The sequence below is a fragment of the Providencia huaxiensis genome (genome assembly GCF_002843235.3).
Taxonomy (GTDB): domain Bacteria; phylum Pseudomonadota; class Gammaproteobacteria; order Enterobacterales; family Enterobacteriaceae; genus Providencia; species Providencia huaxiensis.
In genome coordinates, this window is record NZ_CP031123.2 from 1,460,728 (window position 1) to 1,482,775 (window position 22,048).

General features: G+C 40.6%; 33 protein-coding genes and 1 pseudogene. 8 read left to right on the forward strand and 26 right to left on the reverse strand.

The features are described 5' to 3' along the window. Nucleotide 1: 1 nt before the first annotated feature. From CYG50_RS08305 to CYG50_RS08385, 18 genes are all read right to left on the reverse strand, one after another. Nucleotides 2-310, reverse strand: coding sequence for a phage holin family protein (locus CYG50_RS08305; RefSeq protein ID WP_231136935.1), 309 nt, complete (start codon nt 308-310; stop codon nt 2-4). A 185-nt stretch (nt 311-495) separates the two neighbouring features. Continuing rightward, nucleotides 496-954 (reverse strand): mor transcription activator family protein, encoded by a 459-nt coding sequence (locus CYG50_RS08310; protein WP_102140804.1) that lies wholly within the window; start codon nt 952-954, stop codon nt 496-498. Nucleotides 955-1,044: 90 nt separating this feature from the next. After that, nucleotides 1,045-1,491, reverse strand: a complete 447-nt coding sequence (locus CYG50_RS08315; protein ID WP_102140820.1) for a hypothetical protein — start codon at nt 1,489-1,491, stop codon at nt 1,045-1,047. 7 nt (nt 1,492-1,498) lie between these two features. Next, nucleotides 1,499-1,930, reverse strand: a complete 432-nt coding sequence (locus CYG50_RS08320; RefSeq protein WP_168222835.1) for a Mor transcription activator family protein — start codon at nt 1,928-1,930, stop codon at nt 1,499-1,501. Then, complete coding sequence (locus CYG50_RS08325; RefSeq protein ID WP_102140818.1) at nt 1,911-2,339, reverse strand: gp16 family protein; 429 nt, start codon at nt 2,337-2,339, stop codon at nt 1,911-1,913. Before CYG50_RS08325 ends, CYG50_RS08320 begins: the two co-directional genes overlap by 20 nt. Next, nucleotides 2,339-2,722 carry a hypothetical protein gene (locus CYG50_RS08330; RefSeq protein WP_116068704.1) on the reverse strand — a complete coding sequence of 128 codons (384 nt, stop codon included), beginning with the start codon at nt 2,720-2,722 and terminating at the stop codon, nt 2,339-2,341. Before CYG50_RS08330 ends, CYG50_RS08325 begins: the two co-directional genes overlap by 1 nt. After that, nucleotides 2,719-3,150, reverse strand: a complete 432-nt coding sequence (locus CYG50_RS08335) for a hypothetical protein (RefSeq protein WP_116068702.1) — start codon at nt 3,148-3,150, stop codon at nt 2,719-2,721. The genes CYG50_RS08330 and CYG50_RS08335 overlap by 4 nt, the downstream gene beginning before the upstream one ends. After that, the gene (locus CYG50_RS08340; RefSeq protein ID WP_102140815.1) at nt 3,137-3,451 is read right to left on the reverse strand and encodes a hypothetical protein; all 315 of its coding nucleotides are present in this window, start codon (nt 3,449-3,451) and stop codon (nt 3,137-3,139) included. Before CYG50_RS08340 ends, CYG50_RS08335 begins: the two co-directional genes overlap by 14 nt. Beyond that, the gene (locus CYG50_RS08345; RefSeq protein WP_102140814.1) at nt 3,444-3,896 is read right to left on the reverse strand and encodes a hypothetical protein; all 453 of its coding nucleotides are present in this window, start codon (nt 3,894-3,896) and stop codon (nt 3,444-3,446) included. The genes CYG50_RS08340 and CYG50_RS08345 overlap by 8 nt, the downstream gene beginning before the upstream one ends. 92 nt (nt 3,897-3,988) lie before the next feature. Then, on the reverse strand, nt 3,989-4,183 hold the full coding sequence (locus tag CYG50_RS08350) for a hypothetical protein (RefSeq protein WP_102140813.1): 195 nt from the start codon (nt 4,181-4,183) through the stop codon (nt 3,989-3,991). After that, nucleotides 4,155-4,352 (reverse strand): ANR family transcriptional regulator, encoded by a 198-nt coding sequence (locus CYG50_RS08355; RefSeq protein WP_102140812.1) that lies wholly within the window; start codon nt 4,350-4,352, stop codon nt 4,155-4,157. The genes CYG50_RS08350 and CYG50_RS08355 overlap by 29 nt, the downstream gene beginning before the upstream one ends. Nucleotide 4,353: 1 nt before the next feature. Continuing rightward, a complete protein-coding gene (locus CYG50_RS08360; RefSeq protein WP_116068699.1) occupies nt 4,354-4,992 on the reverse strand; it encodes a DUF3164 family protein in 639 nt (212 codons plus the stop codon). Beyond that, nucleotides 4,982-5,173: a hypothetical protein gene (locus CYG50_RS08365; protein WP_102140852.1), complete on the reverse strand. Its 192-nt coding sequence runs from the start codon at nt 5,171-5,173 to the stop codon at nt 4,982-4,984. The genes CYG50_RS08360 and CYG50_RS08365 overlap by 11 nt, the downstream gene beginning before the upstream one ends. An 8-nt stretch (nt 5,174-5,181) precedes the next feature. After that, nucleotides 5,182-5,457 (reverse strand): hypothetical protein, encoded by a 276-nt coding sequence (locus CYG50_RS08370; RefSeq protein WP_112307088.1) that lies wholly within the window; start codon nt 5,455-5,457, stop codon nt 5,182-5,184. 11 nt (nt 5,458-5,468) lie between these two features. Then, nucleotides 5,469-5,639, reverse strand: a complete 171-nt coding sequence (locus CYG50_RS22905; protein WP_168222836.1) for a hypothetical protein — start codon at nt 5,637-5,639, stop codon at nt 5,469-5,471. A gap of 8 nt (nt 5,640-5,647) precedes the next feature. Beyond that, nucleotides 5,648-6,541 carry an AAA family ATPase gene (locus CYG50_RS08375; RefSeq protein ID WP_102140834.1) on the reverse strand — a complete coding sequence of 298 codons (894 nt, stop codon included), beginning with the start codon at nt 6,539-6,541 and terminating at the stop codon, nt 5,648-5,650. 12 nt (nt 6,542-6,553) lie between these two features. After that, the gene (locus CYG50_RS08380; protein WP_116068697.1) at nt 6,554-8,602 is read right to left on the reverse strand and encodes a Mu transposase C-terminal domain-containing protein; all 2,049 of its coding nucleotides are present in this window, start codon (nt 8,600-8,602) and stop codon (nt 6,554-6,556) included. An 11-nt stretch (nt 8,603-8,613) separates the two neighbouring features. Beyond that, on the reverse strand, nt 8,614-8,892 hold the full coding sequence (locus CYG50_RS08385; RefSeq protein WP_102140360.1) for a helix-turn-helix domain-containing protein: 279 nt from the start codon (nt 8,890-8,892) through the stop codon (nt 8,614-8,616). Between the two features lie 163 nt (nt 8,893-9,055). Between CYG50_RS08385 and CYG50_RS08390 the strand changes: the two genes are divergently transcribed. Continuing rightward, the gene (locus tag CYG50_RS08390; RefSeq protein ID WP_102140359.1) at nt 9,056-9,673 is read left to right on the forward strand and encodes a helix-turn-helix domain-containing protein; all 618 of its coding nucleotides are present in this window, start codon (nt 9,056-9,058) and stop codon (nt 9,671-9,673) included. A 213-nt stretch (nt 9,674-9,886) separates the two neighbouring features. Here CYG50_RS08390 and CYG50_RS08395 read toward each other — a convergent pair. Together CYG50_RS08395 and pdxR are read right to left on the reverse strand one after the other, a co-directional pair. After that, a pseudogene (locus CYG50_RS08395) lies at nt 9,887-10,114 on the reverse strand (YiiX/YebB-like N1pC/P60 family cysteine hydrolase); the annotation flags it as partial. Between the two features lie 93 nt (nt 10,115-10,207). Beyond that, nucleotides 10,208-11,695, reverse strand: coding sequence for a MocR-like pyridoxine biosynthesis transcription factor PdxR (gene pdxR, locus CYG50_RS08400; protein WP_102140358.1), 1,488 nt, complete (start codon nt 11,693-11,695; stop codon nt 10,208-10,210). Nucleotides 11,696-11,798: 103 nt separating this feature from the next. Between pdxR and CYG50_RS08405 the strand changes: the two genes are divergently transcribed. Continuing rightward, on the forward strand, nt 11,799-12,257 hold the full coding sequence (locus CYG50_RS08405) for a GNAT family N-acetyltransferase (protein WP_102140357.1): 459 nt from the start codon (nt 11,799-11,801) through the stop codon (nt 12,255-12,257). Between the two features lie 98 nt (nt 12,258-12,355). Here CYG50_RS08405 and ybiA read toward each other — a convergent pair whose 3' ends face one another. From ybiA to CYG50_RS08425, 4 genes are all read right to left on the reverse strand, one after another. Beyond that, nucleotides 12,356-12,904: a riboflavin biosynthesis intermediates N-glycosidase gene (ybiA, locus tag CYG50_RS08410; protein WP_102140356.1), complete on the reverse strand. Its 549-nt coding sequence runs from the start codon at nt 12,902-12,904 to the stop codon at nt 12,356-12,358. Nucleotides 12,905-13,003: 99 nt separating this feature from the next. Next, a complete protein-coding gene (locus tag CYG50_RS08415; RefSeq protein ID WP_102140355.1) occupies nt 13,004-13,726 on the reverse strand; it encodes an amino acid ABC transporter ATP-binding protein in 723 nt (240 codons plus the stop codon). Then, on the reverse strand, nt 13,713-14,477 hold the full coding sequence (locus tag CYG50_RS08420) for an amino acid ABC transporter permease (protein ID WP_102140354.1): 765 nt from the start codon (nt 14,475-14,477) through the stop codon (nt 13,713-13,715). The genes CYG50_RS08415 and CYG50_RS08420 overlap by 14 nt, the downstream gene beginning before the upstream one ends. A gap of 65 nt (nt 14,478-14,542) precedes the next feature. Beyond that, nucleotides 14,543-15,310, reverse strand: a complete 768-nt coding sequence (locus CYG50_RS08425) for a basic amino acid ABC transporter substrate-binding protein (protein WP_102140353.1) — start codon at nt 15,308-15,310, stop codon at nt 14,543-14,545. A 286-nt stretch (nt 15,311-15,596) separates the two neighbouring features. Here CYG50_RS08425 and CYG50_RS08430 point away from each other — a divergent pair, with 286 nt between their 5' ends. From CYG50_RS08430 to CYG50_RS08455, 6 genes are all read left to right on the forward strand, one after another. Beyond that, the gene (locus CYG50_RS08430; protein WP_102140352.1) at nt 15,597-16,505 is read left to right on the forward strand and encodes an AEC family transporter; all 909 of its coding nucleotides are present in this window, start codon (nt 15,597-15,599) and stop codon (nt 16,503-16,505) included. 125 nt (nt 16,506-16,630) lie between these two features. Continuing rightward, the gene (locus CYG50_RS08435; protein WP_375373122.1) at nt 16,631-18,091 is read left to right on the forward strand and encodes an AMP nucleosidase; all 1,461 of its coding nucleotides are present in this window, start codon (nt 16,631-16,633) and stop codon (nt 18,089-18,091) included. Next, nucleotides 18,072-18,635 carry a GNAT family N-acetyltransferase gene (locus tag CYG50_RS08440; protein WP_102140350.1) on the forward strand — a complete coding sequence of 188 codons (564 nt, stop codon included), beginning with the start codon at nt 18,072-18,074 and terminating at the stop codon, nt 18,633-18,635. Before CYG50_RS08435 ends, CYG50_RS08440 begins: the two co-directional genes overlap by 20 nt. Before the next feature lie 30 nt (nt 18,636-18,665). Beyond that, on the forward strand, nt 18,666-19,088 hold the full coding sequence (locus CYG50_RS08445) for a helix-turn-helix domain-containing protein (RefSeq protein ID WP_102140349.1): 423 nt from the start codon (nt 18,666-18,668) through the stop codon (nt 19,086-19,088). A gap of 104 nt (nt 19,089-19,192) precedes the next feature. Next, on the forward strand, nt 19,193-20,152 hold the full coding sequence (accA, locus tag CYG50_RS08450; RefSeq protein ID WP_102140348.1) for an acetyl-CoA carboxylase carboxyl transferase subunit alpha: 960 nt from the start codon (nt 19,193-19,195) through the stop codon (nt 20,150-20,152). A gap of 41 nt (nt 20,153-20,193) precedes the next feature. After that, a complete protein-coding gene (locus CYG50_RS08455; protein ID WP_102140347.1) occupies nt 20,194-21,084 on the forward strand; it encodes a LysR family transcriptional regulator in 891 nt (296 codons plus the stop codon). Here the strand turns inward: CYG50_RS08455 and CYG50_RS08460 are convergent, their stop codons facing one another. Both CYG50_RS08460 and CYG50_RS08465 read right to left on the reverse strand, forming a co-directional pair. Next, nucleotides 21,085-21,543, reverse strand: a complete 459-nt coding sequence (locus tag CYG50_RS08460) for an RES family NAD+ phosphorylase (RefSeq protein ID WP_102140346.1) — start codon at nt 21,541-21,543, stop codon at nt 21,085-21,087. Then, complete coding sequence (locus CYG50_RS08465) at nt 21,540-22,001, reverse strand: Xre family toxin-antitoxin system antitoxin (RefSeq protein WP_102140345.1); 462 nt, start codon at nt 21,999-22,001, stop codon at nt 21,540-21,542. The genes CYG50_RS08460 and CYG50_RS08465 overlap by 4 nt, the downstream gene beginning before the upstream one ends. Nucleotides 22,002-22,048 lie beyond the last annotated feature (47 nt).

Sequence of the window (22,048 nt, forward strand, 5' to 3'; positions counted from 1 at the left end):
GTTATAAATCCTTGGGGGATTTGATGGATGCTTCAATCAGCTTTTCGGCATCCTCATGAGAAACGGGTTTATTCGAGAAATAGTTCTCTAAAATACGCGTTCGGCGTTTTTGCTCTCGGCGATTCAATAGGTAGGTCAATGTCCCAAGCAGCACACTGGCAAACACACCAATGAGGAATCCCCACTCATACAATGACAAGCCACTAAAAAACAAACCCAATCCAGCGAACCAATACGATATTTGAGTGATGAACTGGGTTATCTTTTCATCCATGCATCTGTCCTTTTCAAGGAAAGAGATCGGGTTCATGGCAACCTCCTCACGCTCACATAACAGCCTCCCAAAAACCGAGGGAAATGGACGAAAAACCCAATCAAAAATAAGAGAGTTTGAGTATAAGGAGATGGGAAAATAGAGAGTGTTTGAAGGGGTTCAGCAGTTAGCTACCAAACCCGAAAGGGGGTTTTTAGTGTGTCATAAATCACACTCGAATATCAATCAAATAAACGGTCTTGTGCGGCTTCTTCTGCATCAAGGTCACGCAATAGCTTCCACCCAATGCGATCACTAAAACCGTATTTAGGGCATAACAGCGCCATGGCTTGGCGGCGTGAACGGCCTTGTTCGCCCAACGTTAACAACTCTTTGATAAAGCGTTGATTGCGAATTTGGCGAAAAGCTTCTTCGCACCGTGGGATATAAAACGCCGTTTTACCAATGTAGTGCAAGAGCTGCTTGCATTCGTCTTCGTTTAACACTTCGCGTAATAGGCGATGCACGCCCCCCGTGCGCTCTGCGGCCTCACCACTGATACCTGCTAATGTAACACCACCAAAGCGGCTAATGAGCCGTGATGTGGCGTTGTAGCCAATAACATCAATAAGCTGTTTAGCTGAATCTGGTAAGAGCGTTTCGAGCCGTGCAAGTTCAGCTTCGTCAATCGTGGTTTGCATGTTACCCCCTAAAATGAAAACACCCTCCAAAAGGAAGGTGTTCAGTATTTCATTTTTATTGGGGCTTGACGTGTTGAAGGGGTTCAGTGGTTAGAGGTCAACGGCGCGTAAATTAGATTTATCTTCAGGGGCGTTATTTAACTGATGGTCACAATCTTTTTTAGCTGTTAGATATGAGTTAAATGTTGATACATCAATTTTACCCTCTGATATTGCTTGCCCCCATAGTTCAGTAGAGTAAATGGATAGTGCGATACAATATTGGAATGGCGATGCTAATGGTTTTCCTAGTTTCTTAGCATCTTCACTAAGTGCTTTTCGCTCATCACGAGCTTTTCTCCATACTGTTTTATCGTCTGCATATTTAAAACTTTGATACCCCTCATAGGAGCTTTCTGCTAAAGCAACAGAACGCTTAAAAATATCCTCTGCTATAGGCTTTAGTTTAATGTATTGTGCATCAGTATCATTATTTGCACTTACCAAAGAGCTAGTCATAAGTAATGGTAACATAATGCTTAGTAAATACTTTTTCATTTTCACCTCAAAATAAATTCGGTTGTTTTGCGGTTAGGATAGCAGATTGTTTATGTCGTGATAATAAGTCCCACGCATGGCGATCACTAAAACCAAACTTAGGGCACAGTTTTATAACGGCTTTAACACCTGATAAACCGCCCTTTAAAAGGGCGTTATATTCACTGATAAATCGTTGGTTACGCCATTCACGCATGGCGACTGAAGCATTAGGAATATAAATTTCAGTACCACAAAAATGAGATTGAAGCGTGACTGAATTATGCTCACCAATAACGTGTAATAGTTGCTTAAAGCGTTCTGTATCCGTTGTCTTTGTGAAAACAAACGTTGTTCCGCCAAAGACTTCGATTAATTTTAATGTGTCTGAATACCCAATTAACCCCGCAATATGCCGTAATGTTTCAGGGAGTAAATGTTCAACGGCTTTGAGATCCATTTTTCGCCCTCCGTTTTGCATCAATGATTAAGGCTTTCATTAAGTTAGATAACTCATCAAACGTTAACCACTCAATTTTTTCACGGTCAAACATACGCTTAGCCATTGCCTCTGCATATGACCAAGGACGCTTTGCATCAGAAAGCAACGCCTCAATTTTACTCAAAATAGCTTCCCTTGTTGCAGGGACACTAGGGTGACGCCCGTATTTACGCTTACTTTTGCGCGGATAACCTTGGTCATGAAGATAGTCACGGACTTGGCTTAACTCGTCTAGCGTTAATTTTTTAGCGGAATTTTTACCCGTCATACGAACCAGAATACTGCGATAGGTTTCATCATCTAATTTAAGGTACTGTTGAGCTGCTTTGATGATACCAATTAATATCTTTGCGTTAGGGGATGCCATTAATCTATCTCCTCTAAGTTTGCGTGACCTGTCACGCTGGTTAAGTTGAGCTGACGGGCATCACGGGTTAACCAGCAATTAGATTGACCGATAAATAACCCTTTGCAATGGTTAGGCATTTGCTCTTTACAATGCGGACAAATGCCTAACTTGGCTTGCTGACGCTTGAGATGCTCAAGGTTGCACAGTAAGAGCAATGAAACCAATTCGTTGCGGTCATAAGGTTCACGGCCTGGGTTACGATTTACGCAAAGATATTCAAGCGCCTCTTTTTCTAAGTCAGTAAAAGTGAATTCCATGCGGTGCAAACCATCTTTGCGCTGATTGGCACGCTGGCGACGCTTACGCGCCGCTGCTTGTGAAGGTGCTCTTAAGTTAGTCATAGTAAGTCACCCCCATTATCTACCTTCAAAGTTAACTCTTTAACACGCTTAAACTGACGGACAAGCACAGAGGCTTTGCTGAAATAAGGCCAATACCATGAAAATTTGTTATGTAGATTTGGGATCTCTTTTTTAGCACGCCTTTTACCCCAAATTTTTTCCAACTTTTTAACTTTTGTAGGGCTATAAAGTGATTTTTGACGTTTAGACCAAAACAACTCGACCAATGGATTAAAATCCTCGCCATTAAGCCGCCCCCATCCAGTATAAATTTGGCTATCCAGATAGACCGCTAACACTGTTTTTCCTTCCCCAGCACTAACACGCCTTATACTTACTTCGGTATCTCTGTACTGAAAATCAACTGAAGCGAAATAATCTTTTAGATCTCCTTCAATTTTCGCCCATTGCTCTTTACTTATGCTCACTTGACACCTCCGCAGACTGGCACTTGCATTCGCCAACTACCATGCGAGTCAGGTGACTGGGAGTATCAGATAATGACAAGTTATTGATGTGTATTTTAGATTCTTGCTTCCGATACAAAACAATTGCAACATCACCTTGAATATCAATAACTTTACCTGTACGTGATGATGATTTGATAGACGCACCACGAGAGTTAATATTGTAACGCTGAATAGTAAAATCGACCTTGTCACCAATACTGATAGTAAATAATGACTTAGGAAGCACTTTTTCACAGGTAGGACACCAACCTTTACGCATGATTATTCTCCCTTCCATAAGCTGAACACGTAGAAGAACAACCACCACGAGGCCAGTCATTACAGCTATCGCACAGATTTGACTTGGCAATGTGATTACGAAGCTCCTTAGCAAAATCACGGCAGTTAAAAATTTCATCTCTTAATGCCGACTTTACCTGTCCCATATAATCGCGATCAGGTAGAGAGTCGAGAATGGATTGTAACGATTCTGCCAACTTATCAACGCCTTGAGCTTGTAATTCACAAATATAGTCATCGGAGAATTGAATATCATCAGCGCTTAGCGAAATAAAAAGTGGCTCACAAAACTCACTGGAGCGCTCTCTTGAAACATCAATTTGTGGTGTTAATGGTGTGAATGGACGAACATAACAAACAGGTGTTGCTGTTATAATGAATTTCGGTTGAATTATATTATTAGTTGATGCGTTATTATTAAGCATAAATACCTCGTTATCTGGATTTAGGCGTAAGCCAGCCCCTGCGGGTTTACGCCATTAATTAAAAGGTTAAGTTTTTGAGTGAGTTACATTATTTAGCAGTTTAATGTATCAATATCGATGTAATAAGGTTCAATATCGATTTCTACAATGGTTCTTTCGCCTTCATCTTTAGCTCTACCTAATGTTCTCACTGTAGGGCCTCCGCGCAAAAAACGACTACGTTGATAAATGAAGGTATGACCAACAAGGTATTTTTCATTAAACTGTTTGGCTGTTAGTTTGGACACGATGACCTCCAGACGATTTGAGACAGTAATCAGCACGACATTCCGCCCATCTGCGATTTACTTCTTTACGTGCTAGGCGGACAGCATCAACCCAATTTTTATGTGCTTCAGCAAATAATTCTTTACGTTCTGCAATCGCTGCGCTTGTTGCATAATGAATAAATGACATATCACACTCCCGCAATATCAAGTGAAATAGGGGCATACTGATCACTATCACCAACCCGCTCATAAATACGGACATACTGACGACTACCAACGACTTGAATTGCTTCCCCAATCGCCTCCATCGCGCTAATCCAGCGCGTATCTTTAATATCTAAGCGGCGTAATGAAAGCACAGCACCTGTATTAATATTGCCTTCTTTATCAACGGCAAAGGCCTGGTCAATAATGGAATGAATTTCTGGTTTTGCACCCTGTACCCAATCTTTTAAACACTCATCAATTAAAGTCTTAGCACCTTGTAAACGCTCATCAAAAGCAATACGGTCTTGTATCGCACGTTGGATTTTGTAGCGGCCATCGAATGAATACAGTGTAACATTGCCTTTTTTACCTCCTACATTAACGCCGAATTGTTCGGCAGACAGTGCGATAAATGCCTCAATATCACCGAAAGCAGCAATTTTAAATTGACGTAATAACTCACTGATTTGTTGAGCTTGAGTGACTAATTCACCAACCAATGCGTCACGCTGCATATCAATGGGCTTAATTAAATCAATAGGGGTTAAAATGCCTTTCGCATCGCGCCAGTAGTTCTCGATTACTTCATGTTGTGTAAATTGTTTTGGATTAGTGTGCATTGCTTTTCCCCTTATTTGTTAGTTTCATTGCTTCGATTGCTTTTTTGATACCAAGAGACATTCTTTTTGCAATGTCGATTTCATTGTCTGTTGCGCCACGCCCTGTATGGCTGCCGATAATTTCATAATTCATTGTGCCATTGTTATTCTCTGTAATGTTGATTGTAATTTGTACAGCCATAATCCCTCCTAATGTATTGATTCAGACCAGTAAACGCGGCAACCTTCGGTATCGAACACGCCTTGTTTACCCTTATGACTATTAAAATATTGGTAAGACGCCTTACCTTCCTGAATGAGTGCATCACAATAGCTGTTTCGGGCTACGTGAATGCAAGGCTTACCTTGACGGGTGATCACACTCAATATGGTGACGCCTTGCTGTTCTAAGTGCTGTGCCACTGAGCCTGCACGTAGCAAGTCAGAGACAATGGATTGGTTTTCAGTCGTAATAGTGATATCCATGTTGAACCCCATTATTTCTTTGCTGATTGAAGCTTTTCTATTTCTTCACGAGCATCAATCAATACACTGATTAACTCATCGAGATTTTCGCGGCGAAATAAAACCCCTTTACTTGACATCTCTCTATCAAACACCAGATCATTAATTATAAGTTCGAGTTTATCGATGATGGTCTTAGCCATATAACCACCTAATTAATCAACATTTCCGAGAACTCATGAACCATTTGAACATCAATAGGTTGACCACTAATTTGGCTACCATTAGATATACCGCGTAAGAACTTAAACAAACGGCGAGCATTACCTTTACACGCTTTATAAAGGGCATTTAATACTTCTGGTTCAGACGCTTCCGGTAACATGGTTGTGATCATGTTAGTGATATCATCTTCGGGTAATGATTCCCCCATGCGTAAAGCAAAGCCCACACGGCTATATAATTGCTTATACTCTCCACGCTTACCTTTTAAGTTAAGAATCAAGCGAGGCATACCTGCGAGCACAATACCAACCCCTGATTTATCATGGATACGGCGCAAGGTTTCTAAGGCGCGGTAAGGTAAGTTTTCCGCTTCATCGACTAAGATAATGCGCCCCGAATCACGCAGATTTTGTATAATGGATTCGCTCAATTCGTGCATGTTGCCACGCTTACTTAAACCCAATTTGTTGCACAGCTCCTCCAAAACAACACGAGCGGTATAACCTGGGTCAGCTTCGATAAGCACTGCATTTAAATTTTCTTTGGCGTACTGACGAATAATCATGGTTTTACCCATACCTGCATCACCATAGATAACGTTAATATCACTATCCATGTGCGCCATACGGATAACATCACGCCCTTTACGTGCCATTAACGTATCAACATAGACAGGCTTAATACGACGTGATTTATCACGCTCTTGTTCACGAGATATGAACTGACGGACTTTTTCTTCTACCGCATTAACATCGCCGTTATACTTATTTTGCAAAAACTGATTAATTACGGCCGTACTGACTCCTATACCGCGAGCCGCTTGAGCTTGTGACCAGCCTTTGTTATTCATCATCGTGGTAAGTTCATTAACGATAGACATCGTAAACCTCCGTTATTGGTTACCTGCTTTCGCAGATAAGTATTCATATTCAGATTGTAAAAACGTAATCGGTTTTCTTGGTGTCGTGATAGGTTCATCCGCAGGAATAAAACCACCAAAATCAGGCGTAGGCTTCGTATCAATTAGTGGGCGAGCCTCAGCCTCAATCTCACGTATCTTATCTTCGACACGAGTCATACGGCGTTTACGACGGTCTTCAATGGCTTTATCCATTTGTGTGGTTGGTACTGCGGCCACTTTGTTACCGTTCCATATTGCGGTGCAGACATAGGTTCCATCCAGTTTGCGAATAATGACTTCCTTCGCATCATGAATGTCATAAGCCACACGAACTTCGTCACCATCAACGAGGATCAAGTCTTCGGCAAAATACTCGTTGTTATTAAACTCAATCCAACCGCGCTGTGCCTTTCTAATGACTTCAGGCATAAACATCTCGCGTAATTCAATTTCAGTGAGATATTCGATTTCATCGCCTTCAGCAGCTAACACTTCTTCGCGGTAAGCCGCAGGGGTTAAATGGCGACCGTTGCGTTTAGGTAATTCGCTGTGCTCATGCTCATAGTTATAACGCTGTACTTCAACCTCAATAGCATCAAGTAGCTGCTGCCAACTCGGAAGCTTAGCTAATGCACCTTTTTGCACTGGATTAAGTTCTTTATTGCTCTCGATAGCTTTTACAGCAGACTCGATACGACGGCTGGTAATACGCACATGTTCTCTGTCTGCACCTAATCCATTGTAAGTTTGAAACTGCTGAGCTACTCGACGGGGAATAACCGCATTGAGACGCTCAATAATCCCGCGTGCTTGTGGGTTACCAGGAATACCCGTCATATGCTTGATACCTAAGCGAGGGAAAATACCTGTAATATCAGCATCTAACGTTTTGTTTTTCTCACCACCACCATTATCTGAATAGGTAAATAATGGCTTGCCATGGTATTTCATGCCGTGGCGATAAGCCGATGCAACGGCGATCACGTTCTCTGATAAGTCCAAACTCCAACCCACAAGAAAGCGTGTCCGACCATCTAAAACCAACGTTAATTCAGGTGTAAATGGGCGTCCGTGAATAGGATGAGCCACTTTCATATTCATGGACTTACCATCTGATATCCAACAACCATTTACTGGCATCTGTGACCAGTCACGCTTTTGATAAGTTTCTAATGCGCGAGCTGCCGAACCTGTCACGCGTCCTCGTGCTCGTTCGCGTTTTGGTAATTTATCCATGACGCGGCGAACAGCATAATAAGAGGGCATAACATCCAACATAGTAGGCTGGTCTGCGTAGTGCTCCTGCCACTCTTCGGTGAATGTGCGGTACGCTGCCATCAACGATGGGCCATTCACATTACGATGATGTGATAAGAACATCGGTAGCCATGAGACCTGCTCAGGACGTGTCTCTTTATGGTGACCGGGTGCCAGTAACGCCAATCGCTCATCACCATTATTGGTACTCTGATACAATGTGACCCATTCCTGTAAAGAGCGGATGCTCACGCCTCGGCGGGTTGTCCCTTTACGCGCATTCGCATTATCCGCAGCTTGCTGTAACGTCATAGGTAAAATACCTTTGCGGGACTGTTCAGAAATACGTGTCACCGCCCCAATGCGTGTATCGCCTGCATAAATCAAAGAAAGCACTTCTAAGGCTAATGTTGCTCTCGCGTCAGCAATGCTTTTTTGATCTGCGGTTAACGATGAAACTTCACGCTCTAACAATGCAGGGCACTGGCGCATTAAAGCCAACTCATCAACGGGTTTAACGCTGGTATTTGATACCGTTTTTTCGAGTGCGTTATCCGTTTTTTTCTGCTCAAGAACTGCATTAAAATGACGTTGTTTGATAACTTCCTGCGCCGCCTCTGGCAAGCAATCAATGTGATACTCAAAAGCTTTTGTTCCCGTTCTACGGCGACGTAAGTTTTCGTTTTCACCTGAATACTTGTCTAGGCGGCTACGAATATTTTGCACCCGCGTCGGAAAGTCCGGTAGTCCAACGCATTCTTTAGCGGTAAGCCAAATAGACATAATTCACCTAATCAAGCTGTTTTGAGGTTAGAGAAATGAGGCGTTACGTGATAACGACTCGGCCAGATAACAGCAGGTTCAATACCAATCACCTCTGCGATGATCTCTTCTACTTTTGGATAAGAACGATAGAAGACATTACGCATGGTTCCAGTCTTTAAACCGTGTTCAATTTCTAATGAGGATAAATCCACTCCACGCTGCTCAAGTGCCGTATAAATTGCCTTACTCGACCAGTCATGACCTTCGCGCACAAATAAATGTGTCAAATCTTGCCTAGAAAGCTGCATTATGTGATCCTCTTGTGTTTATCGCTTTCGATAATCAAACTCTATAATCGTTCTCGATTATCGTTATTGATGATACTAAACGAACAATAATCCGATTGCAAGATTTAAATCGGATTATTATTACATTTTAATTGTTGCGGTTAATAAGAAGAGGTTCTCTTTTATGTCAGATAGTTACAATGAAAAGTCCGAAGATAAGACAAAAATTCGCGATCGGATTATTAGTACGACACCAATAGTCCGCTTTGGTGAAAGGCTCAAGGAGGCGATGAATGGAATAACAAATGTTGAGTTGGCTAAGCGAACAGGAATGTCAGAAGCTACGATTCGAAAATATATTGCAGGTAAAATTTTCCCAACAATTGATAGCTTAGCCATTGTTGCAGATGCATGTGGAGTTTCTTTTTCTTGGTTAGCATTTGGCGAAGAACCTGATGAAAATAATAGTTCGAAATACACAGAACAAAAAGACGATTTCAACAACGAGATTCTAACGGCATTTAACCGATTATCGCATAGTGAACGTGAGTTAGTTGTTGAATATATCTATAGGGAAGGAATTAATAATTTAGTGAGAATAGCCGCATCCCACACACCTGTTTTGGGTAACGATATGATGCTTCCGATAGTTGAAGCATTGCCTTTACGCCCTGTTTTAAAGAGTGCTATTAAAATAGGATTAGCTAATAATGGGGAATATGACAAAGAGATTTTACGCATTCTTGAAAAAATCGAGTCCAGCAGCCAAAGCAATAGTTTAGCCAAGGATAAGGTAGGATGATTGATTGCTGATTCAATTGTCCTTTAAATATGGTTTAAACACTCCTAAAACATGATCATTAGTATGCAGAATAGAATGCAAAAAATAACAAATTAAATCAAATTGTATTCTTTAGTGCAGAATCAATAAACTCTCGCCAAGTCAGTAACCTCAAGGCGTTCAGCCTATCTCAATCCAATTTTAAATAGTGCAAGATTGATCACCTCCCCACAAACGTTTATCAGATGAACGGGCAATAAAGCGAGATAAGGTCGTGGTTGTTGAAAGCGGAACGCGACTTTCTGCAATCAAGTAGTCTTCGCCATTATGGCCGACAATCATACCAACATGGTTACTCCAACATAAAGAAGCCGAGGCTATTTGCCTAAACAGCTCGGTTCCAATACTGGTAAAGACAACATCGCCAACTTCGTACTCATGGGGATAATTTATTTTTGTCATAAAAGTACCTCAATATAAACAATGCTATTAAGGTACAGTTATAAAGACTAGAAGAATTCTCGCTATCGGATAAACGCTGAAAATCATTCTTGTTTAACTAGGGTATATATTAGTCAATTGTTCACTAAGTAATTTTATATTGCTAATTATCTCGTCTTCGCAATGAGCAGCATAGCCAAATAGAATTGCATTTTGGTGAGGACTTTGAATACAGTAGCGCGATAACGGTTGTGCTCCAAAGCCTAACAGACGGCATTGGTTAAGGATCACGTTAGTATCATAACCGTCTTTAACCCAACAGACAGTATGAATGCCTGAATCCGTCATTTGTACATTAAATAGGTGAGGGAGATAGTGATTAATGGCATTGATAAACGTATTTTGCCTATCGTAGCATATCTTCCGTATTTTTCTGACATGGCGTGCATAGTGGCCTTCTTGGATAAACTGGGCTAAAGCGGCCTGTTCTAAATAACCACAATGGCTATCGCTATAATATTTCATCATGGTGAATGCTTCACTCAGAATTTCTGGCACAATTAAGAAACCTAAACGAAAGCCAGGATACATCATTTTAGAAAACGTCCCTGCATAAATAACACGTTGATGATTATCTAAGCCTTGTAGCGCTTGAATTGGCTTTGATAAAAAGCGAAATTCACTGTTGTAGTCATCTTCAAAAATCCATGCGTTGTTTTGTTGTGCCCAATCCAATAATGCTAAACGCCGCGGTAAGCTGAGGGTTGTGCCTAGCGGAAACTGGTGAGAAGGCGTGGTATAAATTAATTTTGCTGTTTCATGGTGTTTTGCACCGTAGGCAATATCCATTCCTTCTCTGTCAGATGAAATAGCAGCAATATCAGCACCTGCAGCGGTGAAAATAGCTCTGGCGCTATCATAACCAGGGTCATCTAACCATACTTTGTCCCCTTGCTGTAATAAGATTTTTGCTACTAAATTAATGGCTTGTTGCGTCCCATTAACAATAATAATTTGTTGTGGTTTGCAGTGAACCCCGCGAGTCGAACGGACGTAATCTACCAATAAGTTTTTTAGCGGTGTATATCCATCAGGATGATTAAAATGTGCAATAGGCTGTTTGGATTTACGCCAAACACGGCCTAGTAGTCTTCCCCATAATTCATGTGGAAATTGGTCAACACAGCCAATACCAATATTAAACATTTGGTACTTGTTGGTGTCCGGGCGCGATTTTTCCCATAAGTTCGTTAAAGTAGAAACTTTAGGATTCAGATTTAATGCAGGATATCTAGATTGGTCATTCTGCTTAGTACTATCTATGGTACCAACTAATTCATCAGGAATGTGGGGAGAAACATAAGTTCCCGAGCCTTTTTTTGAATAAATATATCCTTCATCAATTAATCGTTCAAACCCAGCAATGACCGAGTTTCGTGAGATCGACATCATTTCGGCTAATGCTCTAGAGGAGGGGAGTTTAATGCCGACAGCAATACGACCATCTAAAATAGCGTTACGTATTGTGTGATAAACATTTTCCTTAATATAGCCTTCTTCAAGTAAAAGTAATGGAAACTGTGCATGCTGTTGGCGTCGCATAAAGTGGATCCTAAATAAATAACAAAAGTGTCTCTTATACAGAGCCAGATTGCTATGTACTATAGCGCCATTATGTAATATGTCTATAAATGGAAGGGTTATTATGAATAAAATGGCATTACCAGTGACAGTCGAATTTGTTACTCCTGATCATTACTCAGCATGGTTAGTATATTGGTTGGAATACCAAAAATTTTATAAAGTCGATTTAAGTGAAGAAATTACCTTAAAAGCATGGGCACGTTTTTTTGATGAGAATGAACCGATGTATTGTGCTGTTGCACTTGAAAATGGCAAAGTTGTTGGCTTTGTGAATTATTTATTTCACCGGTCAACATGGGCTGAAAATGATTTTTGCTACCTTGAAGATTTATATGTGACGCCAGAAATGAGAGGGCGGCATGTCGGGAAGCAATTAATTGAATTTGTGCATGCACAAGCACAAGAAAAACAATGTGGCCGCTTATATTGGCATACACAAGAAACCAATCTACGTGGGCAAAAACTGTATAACTGGGTGGCAGAAAAACCTGGTGTGATTGAATATAGGATGCCTTTGTAATAGAGCTCAGTAGTATATTCTATATTTTGATAAAATATTGGCAGGCCCGCGGTTTAACAACAACGGGCTTTTCTGTTTTATCAGAAAATAAGCAAAAATTAGAGTGTTAAATTGGCTAGTTGGCTTCTAACGTCCATTAATGCGAAACCGAGCAGATTTAACCCTTTCCATGTTAATGGGTTTTCAATATTTTCAGCATCCTCAGCAAGGCCTATTCCCCATATTTTATCGACAGGGCTAGCTTCAACGAGCACGCGCTCATTTGTGGAGAGTAAAAATTGTCCCAATTCTTTATTCTGAGAAAATTTTGCCATATTAGCCGCAACGACAATAGCGAAACGATTTTCATCCCAAACATCTTGCTTAAACCCACGAACTTCACGGCCAAATGCTTTAGCCGCTCCAGGATTTGGTGCATAAATAATTTTATCCAGCGTTTCTAAATCGCCAAATAAGCGTGCTTTCTCGGCCATCATAAAATGTTCTGCACTGGCAAAGCGGTGGTTATTGACAATAAATGGGGAAGGGTACCATTGGCTGAAACAGCTTTTTGTTATTTGATTTTGTTTGGCTTGGTGGCCCCAGAAGAAAACATATTTAAATTTTTTCCCTGAGCGATATTGTTTGCAGAGGCTTGTGATATCCATAAATTAAACTTTATTAAGTAATAATATTCTTAGCTTATCGATAATAAAAAGATTTGGATATCAGAAAAACCTGCTTAGCATGCTAAGCAGGTAATAAAACTAAAGTACTTTACTTAAAAATTCCGCAGTTCGTGGGTTTTTAGGTGCAGTAAAGAGTTGTTCTGGTGTGCCTTCTTCTTGAATAATACCTTGGTCAATGAACATGACTCGGTCAGCAACTTCACGCGCAAATCCCATTTCATGGGTGACGATGACCATCGTCATACCTTCATTTGCAAGAGTTTTCATCACGGAAAGTACTTCACCAACTAATTCGGGGTCAAGTGCAGATGTCGGCTCATCAAATAACAGAATAGATGGCTGCATGGCTAACGCTCGGGCAATCGCAACTCGTTGCTGCTGCCCTCCAGATAAACTGGCTGGCCATGCATCAATTTTATCTAACAGTCCTACTTTGATCAGGAGTTGCTCAGCTTGCTTAAGCGCCACTTCCTTTTTTATACCTTTCACTAAGGTAGGGGCCATCATCAAGTTTTCTAACACAGTCATATGAGGGAATAGGTTAAAACGCTGAAATACCATCCCCACATTTTCCCTCATCTTATTTAAATCAGTTTTAGGATCATGAACGTCAAAGCCATTGACTTTAATTTCACCGCCATCTGGACGTTCTAGTGCATTTAAACAGCGTAGAAAGGTGCTTTTTCCTGAACCGGAAGGGCCAATGACACAAATCACTTCTTGAGGTTTAACTTCGCAAGAAATGCCTCTGAGTACATGGGCATCACCAAATTTCTTTTGTAAATTATTAACGTAAATCACTTCTGCCCAACCTTCTTTCCATATATTGCACCAACTGAGCAAGTATAAATGTCAGCATCCAATAAATCACAGATATCGTTAAGTAAGGTTCCCAGTAAGTTGCATAAGCACCGGATACAGTTCTCGCTGCATAGGCGAGATCTGCCAAGCCGATAGCGGAAGCGAGGGAGGAATCTTTGACAATCGCGATGGCATTATTTCCCAGTGGGGGAAGAATGCGCCGAAAAGCTTGCGGAAGAATAACCTTGCGCATTGTTTTTGCCCAACTCATGCCAAGAGCACGAGAAGCCTCCATTTGCCCTTTATCAATGGACTGAATACCCGCACGGAAAATTTCAGAGACATAAGCTCCTGAGTTTAAAGTAATTGCAATGACACAAGATAGAAATGCACCGTAATCTGAGCGGAGCATTTTAGCGGTGTCAACGGACATTATCCCAGATGTAACAAATAACCCATCACGAGGGTTAATAAACAGTGGCACTAAGGCAAAGTGAACAACCATTATTTGAACGAATAACGGAGTACCACGGAAGGCACTGACATAGAAGCGAACCGGCCACTGTACAAAATAATGTAAAATAGGTTTCCAAATTCCTTGTTCAGCTTTGGCCGTTCTTCCTAAGCCGAGGGTTAACCCCCATAGTGAGCCTAAAATAACGCAGATGATGGTCGCTTTTATCGTCATCATTGCGCCTTCAGCAAATAATGGAGCGTATTCTTCAATTATTTCCCAACGAAACGCAGACATCTTAATTTTCACCCTGATTTATAACGTGAAAAAGCCATCCAAGGATGGCCTTAAGTTAGATTAAATTATTGTTTTGGTAATTGAGGAACGTTTTCATCAAACCATTTTTGGTAAATTTTATTGTATGTACCGTCTTCGATGATCTTATTTAAGCCGTTATTTATCTTTTGCTGTAATTCACTATTTCCTTTAGCGACAGCAATACCAAAATATTGTTTTTCGAAATGGTTATCGTAGATAAGTTTAAATTTTTTCTCAGGGTGGGTTTTTATGTAGTATTTAATGACACCGACATCACCAACCGCAGCGTCAATGCCATCTTCGAACAGTTCTTGTAATAAAAGCGGAGTATTGTCAAAACGTTTGATTGCTGTGCTGTTTTTACCTATTACATCAGAAACAACAATATCACCAGTGCTGGAGTTCACGACGCCCACATTCAGGTCTTTTAAGCTATTTAAGTCTTTTACATCAGAGGTTTCGCTGATGACGATCGCTTGCTCAGCCGGGAAATAAGGGTTAGAGAAATCAACCATGTTTTTGCGTTTATCTGTAATCGTGATCCCTGAAATTAAGATGTCTCGATCACCAGACGACAAGGTTGCAAAAATCCCTTCCCAAGGTGTATTGACAAGCTTAACGTCAAAACCTTCTGCTTCTGCAACCGCTTTAATGATGTCAATATCAAAGCCTTCAAGCTGTTTCTGGCTATTTTCATATTCGAATGGGCGGTAAGTCCCGCCAGCACCAACGGTATAGCTTTCTTTTGCGTAAACATTCCCGGCGAAGGCTGCTAATGACATACAGCCAGCAAAAACTAATTTCTTAAACATACCAACCTCTTTAATTATGCATTTATAGTGAATAAAAATACATAATATTTCCGTTACAGGCAAATGATTTTTATATAGCGAAGTGAGATAATTTTAGGGTTTAATTTTTTATGGGTGGAAAAATATTCATTTAAAGATAAATAAGTGAAAGTTGATTAAATCGAAAATAAATTGAGAAAAGGAAAATATAGGAATAGCGCTTTTTTTACCTATCAGTTACAAAAATTTAACGATAGACTGATTAACAAACTTACTCAATACTCGAATAAAAACAGATTACGCTCTCATGGATAAGATTCTATTAGTTTTGTGGCCATTATTTGCTCTCATTGCAATGGGATTTGTATTACGACGTTCGACAATATTCGCGACTGATTTTTGGCCGAGTGCGGAAAAATTAAACTACTTTATTTTGTTTCCCGCACTGTTAATTAACAGTTTAGCCACCGCGCCTTTGGATAATCCTAAATTACCCTATCTAGCGAGTGCTATCCTTTGTGTTCTAGCGATTAGCTCTGCGCTAACTCTAGGTTGTAAATATTTATTCAAAATACCTATCCCGAGGTTTGGTGCGTATATCCAAGGAATTACGCGGTTTAATACTTATTTAGGGTTGGCTATTGTTGCTGATTTATTTGGCAAAGAAGGGATCGCTATTGCTGCGGTAATTATGGCTGTTTTGGTGCCAAGCTGTAATGTCATTGCGGTACTTTCGTTATCTTCGGGGCAAAAGGTTTCAGTTAAGCAAATTTTATTGCCGATCATAAAAAATCCATTAATCATTTCCTGTGTCGTTGGTGTGTTATTAAATATATCACCTATCGGATTGCCATTTGGCTCTGACCAATTTTTAAAATTACTCGCAGCCGCCAGCTTGCCACTGGGGTTAATATGTATTGGGGCCGCATTACAAACAGCAACGCTAAGAAATGAATTTAAACCTATTATGGCATCGACATTGCTACGTTTATTTCTTATGCCTATTTTAGCGGTAACAGTGGCGGGGCTATTTTCGTTGCCAAATCTTGAAACCATCCTATTAGTACTATTTTTTGCTATCCCTACGGCGCCAACAGCCTATATTTTAACGCGTCAGTTAAATGGGGACAGCCAACTAATGGCAGGTATAATTACATTACAAACCGTGACAGCGGTGTTCACATTACCCATTGTTCTATCCTTTGTAGTGCATTGATCATGATAATAAATGCATTGCTGAAGATATAAGTACATTAATCGCAATATATTTTGCAACTGTCACATTGATACTCTATGTTATCGGAGATGATTTTATCTGATGATGAGGAGTTGTGTGTGTCTTTGGAAAAATGCCAGAAATATGAAAACTTATCTATTGACGATGTTTTAGATAAACTTTCGTTGTTATATAGCAATGCAATTGATTCATTAAGAGATGCTATCGCTATTTATGTAGAAGAAGGCCGCATACCAGATATTACTGAAAGGGATAATGGGTTATTTGCTTACCCTGAGCTGTGTGTTACATGGGAAGGGAAAGTCGACCACTGCGAAAAAACACGTGCTTATGCACGCTTTGTTAAACGCGGTAATTACACCATTACGGTGACTCAGCCAGAGCTATTTCGTGCTTATTTAGCTGAGCAACTGTCTATTTTGCAGCAAGATTATGATGTCACTTTTGCTGTTCGCCCTTCAAAAATTGAAATTCCTTATCCTTTTGTCATTGATGGTTCAGATTTAGTGTTGGATAGGAGTATAAGCAGTCATTTAGCTGCACATTTTCCGATAACCGATTTATCTCATATCAGCGATGATATTACAGATGGTTTGTACTCTGCTACGGATGAAATGCCGCTGTCTCATTTTGATGCATTGCGTGTGGATTTTTCATTAGCGCGTTTGAAACACTATACAGGAACCCCTCCTGAACATGTCCAACCGTACATTTTATTCACCAATTATAATCGCTATGTCGATGAATTTGTGAATTGGGCATGTGAGCAGGTCCGTGATCCTGAAAGTCGTTATATTGCATTATCTTGTGTAGGACATAATTATTTAACTGCTGAGAATGCAGACCCACAAATTGCCACTTCTGATTTAACCTGGAAAAAATTTCAAATGCCTGCATATCATCTAATCGCTAGAGATGGTGCAGGAATTACTTTAGTGAATATTGGTGTTGGGCCTTCAAATGCAAAGAATATTTGCGATCATTTAGCCGTTTTACGACCACATGCTTGGTTGATGATTGGCCATTGTGGCGGGTTAAGAGAAAGCCAAAAAATTGGCGATTATGTTTTGGCCCATGCTTATTTGCGTGATGACCATATTCTTGATGATGTATTACCGCCAGATATTCCTATTCCAAGTATAGCGGAAGTCCAGCGCGCCTTATATGACGCAACAAAACAAGTTAGTAATATGCCTGGGGAATTGGTAAAACAACGTCTCAGAACAGGAACCGTTGTTACAACCGATGACCGAAATTGGGAATTACGTTTTTTTGCAACAGCTCGCCGTTTTAACTTAAGCCGCGCGGTCGCAGTGGATATGGAAAGTGCCACAATTGCAGCTCAGGGTTATCGTTTCAGGGTTCCCTATGGCACGCTGTTATGTGTTTCTGATAAACCATTGCATGGCGAGATTAAATTACCCGGTCAAGCCAACAGTTTTTATGAAGGTGCAATCTCAGAACACTTGCAAATAGGTATTCGTGCTATTGATTTATTAAGGCAAGAAGGGGATAAATTACACTCAAGGAAATTGAGAACATTTGATGAACCCCCATTTAGATAGCAAGGAGATGCAATCAATGGCTGTAATACCTGTGCTTGAAACAGAAAGATTGATATTAAATAAACATCAAGTGAGTGATTTTCCTGCACTTGCGAAATTATGGGCAACTGAGTCGATGGTTCGCTACATTGGTGGTATGCCATCTAGCGACCGCGAATCATGGATGCGCATGCTAGCTTACGGTGGTTTATGGCCGTTATTAGGATTTGGTTATTGGGCTGTCCGTGAAAAAGCAAGTGGCCAGTATATTGGTGATTTAGGGTTTGCTGATTTCCATCGCATGGTTGAACCCCAAGTTAAAGGTATTCCAGAAGCGGGTTGGGTCATTGCACCTGAATTTCAAGGAAAAGGTTACGCAACAGAAGCAATGCAGGCCGCATTGTCTTGGCTAGTAAAAGAAAATAAGTTCCGGCAATCTATTTGTTTTATTGAGCCGAGGAACTTAGCCTCTTTACGGGTGGCTGAAAAGTTGGGCTACGTAGTTGACCGTGAAATTTTTATGAATGGCGCAATCACGGTATTATTACGGCAACAATTAGCTTAAGTTGTGAATGTTAGAGCGGGTTATTATTTCATGCATGATGAACTGGATATTTCTCAAGTTAGCCAATTATCAGGTCTAGCGGCATCAACCTTACGTTATTATGAAGAAAAAGGGTTGATTAAACCGATTGGGCGCAAGGGGTTAAAACGGGTTTATCACGGGAAAGATGTTATCACCCGCTTATCTTTAATTGCATTAGGGCAAGAAGCTAAATTTACACTCGACGAAATTGCTATCATGCTCAATCATAAGGATGGCCCTAATATTGAACGTGCGAGCTTACTTGAAAAAGCTGAAGAAATTGAGCAAACCATACAGGGGTTATTAGCCTTAAAAAAGGGTATTTTGCATATTGCGAACTGCCCTGAAGAAAATCACTTTTTATGCCCTAATTTTCAAAAAATTATGGAAAACAGCTTAAAATTAAACTCACTAAAGAAAAGTCAGCGTTAAACATTATCCCACCATTGATAATAATCAATCCTATTTTAAAGCATAGAATGGGATTTATTCTCTGATTACACTCCTAAGATTACCGTCACCATTTTAGGAAAGTTATGACTAACCATTTTCTTGCATTTGAGAAACCCATCGTTGAACTCAATGACAAAATTGAAGCGCTTATTGCTTTCAAACAAAAAGGGCATCCTTCAGAAATAAAGTTAGAAGAAGAGATCATGCTCTTGAAAAAAAAGAGTCATTCGCTGACGAAAACGATATTTGCATCTCTTGGGGCATGGGAAATTGTCCAGTTAGCTAGACATCCACTAAGGCCTTATCCCCTTGATTATATTTCATTGATATTTACTGAATTTCAAGAGCTAGCAGGTGACCGCGCTTTTGCTGATGATAAGGCGCTGGTGGGAGGGCTTGCTCGTTTGGATGGTAGGTCTGTTATGGTGCTGGGGCAACAAAAAGGGCGTACAACAAAAGAGAAAGTTATGCGTAATTTTGGTATGCCGTCGCCAGAAGGCTACCGTAAAGCACTCCGTTTAATGAAAATGGCAGAACGTTTCCATTTACCTATTTTGGTATTTATTGATTCTGCTGGGGCTTACCCCGGTGTTGGCGCTGAGGAGCGAGGGCAAGCAGAAGCAATTGCACGCAATATCATGGAAATGTCACATTTAAAAACCCCCATTATTTGTGTTATTACAGGTGAAGGTTGTTCTGGCGGTGCATTAGGAATTGGTGTTGGCGATCGTATTAATATGTTGGAATACAGCACGTATGCAGCGATATCCCCGGAAGGTTGCGCTTCTATTTTGTGGAAAGATCCCCAAAAGGCACAAATTGCAGCGGAAGCAATGGGTATGACCGCGCCACGGTTAAAAGAGCTTGGTATTATCGATACTATTATTTCTGAGCCCTTGGGGGGAGCACACCGCGACTATCAATTAGCTGCACAACAATTAAAACAACAGTTACTGACTGATTTAAATGAACTAACTCAATTAGATATGGAAGTATTGTTGGCGGAACGGTATCAAAAAATAATGGATTTTGGTTACTGCTAATGCTATTAGTTCAGGTTAATAGAAAACTGTAGGGGTTAAATATGGCTGTTGACCTGAATTTATTGAAAGTGTTTATTGCTGTTGTGACACAAGGGAGTTTTGCCAATGCAGCAAAGTTACTTTCAATGCCGACATCGAATGTGAGTCGTTATATTAAACAGCTGGAGCAACAACTTAATAGCCAATTAATTGAACGCACAACCCGGCAAATGCGGTTGACCGAGACGGGAAACATTTTATTTGAGCAAAGTCAAAAGCTAGTCAGTGAATTAGAACAGGTTGTGGTGCAAATTTGTTATCCACAGCAAATTACGGGAACGTTACGGCTAACTATTCCGAGTGAATCTGGTAGTTTATTGTTAGCTGATTTATTAGCAAAATTTGCATTGTCCCACCCACAATTGAATATTCATTGTGATACTCAATTAATCCCCCAAGATGTCATTAGCGATGATATAGATCTATTACTCACTTTTCATCGTGGTCATCTTGAAGACAGTAGTTATCATTCACGCCTGGTTAAATCATGGCAAAGCGTTGTGGTAGCAGCTCCTCAGTTAATTGAAAAAGTGGGAAAACCACGTTCATATACTGATTTAGCCAGTATGCCGTGCATTTCGAGTTTGAGTGCGTTACAGGGGCAACCGTGGATATTTATTGATTCATCTGGCTTGCAGAAAAAAGTGATAATTAACAGTAACTACCGAGTGAATAGTGGCGCACTGGCTTATGCTGCTGCAATGAATGGGATCGGTTATGCCATTCTGGCATTAGAAGCATGCGCAGAGCAGATTAAACAGAAGAAATTAGTGCGCATAGAATTCGATGAAGTATCGCCAGCGCCAATAGAACTTCGTGCAGTTTATGCGAGTCGTAGTGCATTATCGCCGAAGATAGACGCTTTTTTACAGTATTTGTTAGCAAATATTTAGTTATGCTAAGCGTGGATCAACGCTAAAATCCAGTGGTTTAACCGTCCGTATGGCTTTTTGAAATTGCGGATGCAACGGGTTGATTATTGCGTTGTATTCATAGGGAATAATACAAGAGGGAATTAACAATACTAAGCTATCTTGGTTATTAAGCCATGTAGTGCCAATATCCATTGTAGAGGTTGACGCTGGGTCTTGCTGCCAATCCGTTGGAAGGTGGTCTAACGACAATTTCATTACGTACTTATCATTGATATCTATGGATAGTAAACTGAACTGGTTTAATAGTATGTCTTGATTGATGTGTACGAGTATTTCAAGGGTTGCTAATGAAATACTCGTCGATGTATAAACAGCGGGAGTCCCTTTATGATTCCAACGCCCACCATAGAGCATAGCCCCTTGGCCCGACCATGCATCGTGAGCAAAAATGGATTTAACCAACCGATATAGGATCATGAAAATACACCATGTTCAATACGGCCAATTAAATCAATCACTTCAATGGCTCCGCTTTCTGTTGCGATAAGCTCAATAGGGCGTAAATGACCCAAGCCTTTCACTGGGTGATTGAGCCAATCACTTGCTGCGTGTTTATCACCATTAAATAAACGCACTGCGGCATCAAATACCCTTACTAGACGTGCAATTCGTTCACTTTCATCAGCATTTAGGGGCTGGCCAGCATTTTTGCGACGAGCGATATTGCGTTCATTGATACCAGATATCCGCAATAGTTCTGTTTTGCTCACCCCTGACCACTCTTGGATATTGTCTAAGACAGAGACAGATAGGCCTTGACGTAAATAATGGGTTAATTCAATACCCCTTTCAGCGGGTAACCCGACATGGCGCCATAGTGGCTTAGAAGCAGAAGCTGCGGGTTGAAGCGGCGTTGTGGGGATATAGTTTCTCATTTGAACCTCCTGACATTTGTCACCTTCATTATAGACAAATGTCAGGG

What these genes read in the sequence shown, in the direction of transcription:
- CYG50_RS08305 (WP_231136935.1), bottom strand. Translation starts at nt 310, where the DNA reads ATGAACCCGATCTCTTTCCTTGAAAAGGACAGATGCATGGATGAAAAG.
- CYG50_RS08310 (WP_102140804.1), bottom strand. Translation starts at nt 954, where the DNA reads ATGCAAACCACGATTGACGAAGCTGAACTTGCACGGCTCGAAACGCTC.
- accA (WP_102140348.1), top strand. Translation starts at nt 19,193, where the DNA reads ATGACTAACCATTTTCTTGCATTTGAGAAACCCATCGTTGAACTCAAT.
- CYG50_RS08345 (WP_102140814.1), bottom strand. Translation starts at nt 3,896, where the DNA reads ATGCTTAATAATAACGCATCAACTAATAATATAATTCAACCGAAATTC.
- CYG50_RS08440 (WP_102140350.1), top strand. Translation starts at nt 18,072, where the DNA reads ATGAACCCCCATTTAGATAGCAAGGAGATGCAATCAATGGCTGTAATA.
- CYG50_RS08315 (WP_102140820.1), bottom strand. Translation starts at nt 1,491, where the DNA reads ATGAAAAAGTATTTACTAAGCATTATGTTACCATTACTTATGACTAGC.
- CYG50_RS08375 (WP_102140834.1), bottom strand. Translation starts at nt 6,541, where the DNA reads ATGTCTATCGTTAATGAACTTACCACGATGATGAATAACAAAGGCTGG.
- CYG50_RS08370 (WP_112307088.1), bottom strand. Translation starts at nt 5,457, where the DNA reads ATGGATATCACTATTACGACTGAAAACCAATCCATTGTCTCTGACTTG.
- CYG50_RS22905 (WP_168222836.1), bottom strand. Translation starts at nt 5,639, where the DNA reads ATGGCTAAGACCATCATCGATAAACTCGAACTTATAATTAATGATCTG.
- pdxR (WP_102140358.1), bottom strand. Translation starts at nt 11,695, where the DNA reads ATGCGACGCCAACAGCATGCACAGTTTCCATTACTTTTACTTGAAGAA.
- CYG50_RS08360 (WP_116068699.1), bottom strand. Translation starts at nt 4,992, where the DNA reads ATGCACACTAATCCAAAACAATTTACACAACATGAAGTAATCGAGAAC.
- CYG50_RS08355 (WP_102140812.1), bottom strand. Translation starts at nt 4,352, where the DNA reads ATGTCATTTATTCATTATGCAACAAGCGCAGCGATTGCAGAACGTAAA.
- CYG50_RS08320 (WP_168222835.1), bottom strand. Translation starts at nt 1,930, where the DNA reads ATGGATCTCAAAGCCGTTGAACATTTACTCCCTGAAACATTACGGCAT.
- CYG50_RS08385 (WP_102140360.1), bottom strand. Translation starts at nt 8,892, where the DNA reads ATGCAGCTTTCTAGGCAAGATTTGACACATTTATTTGTGCGCGAAGGT.
- ybiA (WP_102140356.1), bottom strand. Translation starts at nt 12,904, where the DNA reads ATGGATATCACAAGCCTCTGCAAACAATATCGCTCAGGGAAAAAATTT.
- CYG50_RS08430 (WP_102140352.1), top strand. Translation starts at nt 15,597, where the DNA reads ATGGATAAGATTCTATTAGTTTTGTGGCCATTATTTGCTCTCATTGCA.
- CYG50_RS08455 (WP_102140347.1), top strand. Translation starts at nt 20,194, where the DNA reads ATGGCTGTTGACCTGAATTTATTGAAAGTGTTTATTGCTGTTGTGACA.
- CYG50_RS08390 (WP_102140359.1), top strand. Translation starts at nt 9,056, where the DNA reads ATGTCAGATAGTTACAATGAAAAGTCCGAAGATAAGACAAAAATTCGC.
- CYG50_RS08445 (WP_102140349.1), top strand. Translation starts at nt 18,666, where the DNA reads ATGCATGATGAACTGGATATTTCTCAAGTTAGCCAATTATCAGGTCTA.
- CYG50_RS08340 (WP_102140815.1), bottom strand. Translation starts at nt 3,451, where the DNA reads ATGCGTAAAGGTTGGTGTCCTACCTGTGAAAAAGTGCTTCCTAAGTCA.
- CYG50_RS08420 (WP_102140354.1), bottom strand. Translation starts at nt 14,477, where the DNA reads ATGTCTGCGTTTCGTTGGGAAATAATTGAAGAATACGCTCCATTATTT.
- CYG50_RS08325 (WP_102140818.1), bottom strand. Translation starts at nt 2,339, where the DNA reads ATGGCATCCCCTAACGCAAAGATATTAATTGGTATCATCAAAGCAGCT.
- CYG50_RS08465 (WP_102140345.1), bottom strand. Translation starts at nt 22,001, where the DNA reads ATGAGAAACTATATCCCCACAACGCCGCTTCAACCCGCAGCTTCTGCT.
- CYG50_RS08405 (WP_102140357.1), top strand. Translation starts at nt 11,799, where the DNA reads ATGAATAAAATGGCATTACCAGTGACAGTCGAATTTGTTACTCCTGAT.
- CYG50_RS08460 (WP_102140346.1), bottom strand. Translation starts at nt 21,543, where the DNA reads ATGATCCTATATCGGTTGGTTAAATCCATTTTTGCTCACGATGCATGG.
- CYG50_RS08380 (WP_116068697.1), bottom strand. Translation starts at nt 8,602, where the DNA reads ATGTCTATTTGGCTTACCGCTAAAGAATGCGTTGGACTACCGGACTTT.
- CYG50_RS08425 (WP_102140353.1), bottom strand. Translation starts at nt 15,310, where the DNA reads ATGTTTAAGAAATTAGTTTTTGCTGGCTGTATGTCATTAGCAGCCTTC.
- CYG50_RS08330 (WP_116068704.1), bottom strand. Translation starts at nt 2,722, where the DNA reads ATGACTAACTTAAGAGCACCTTCACAAGCAGCGGCGCGTAAGCGTCGC.
- CYG50_RS08365 (WP_102140852.1), bottom strand. Translation starts at nt 5,173, where the DNA reads ATGGCTGTACAAATTACAATCAACATTACAGAGAATAACAATGGCACA.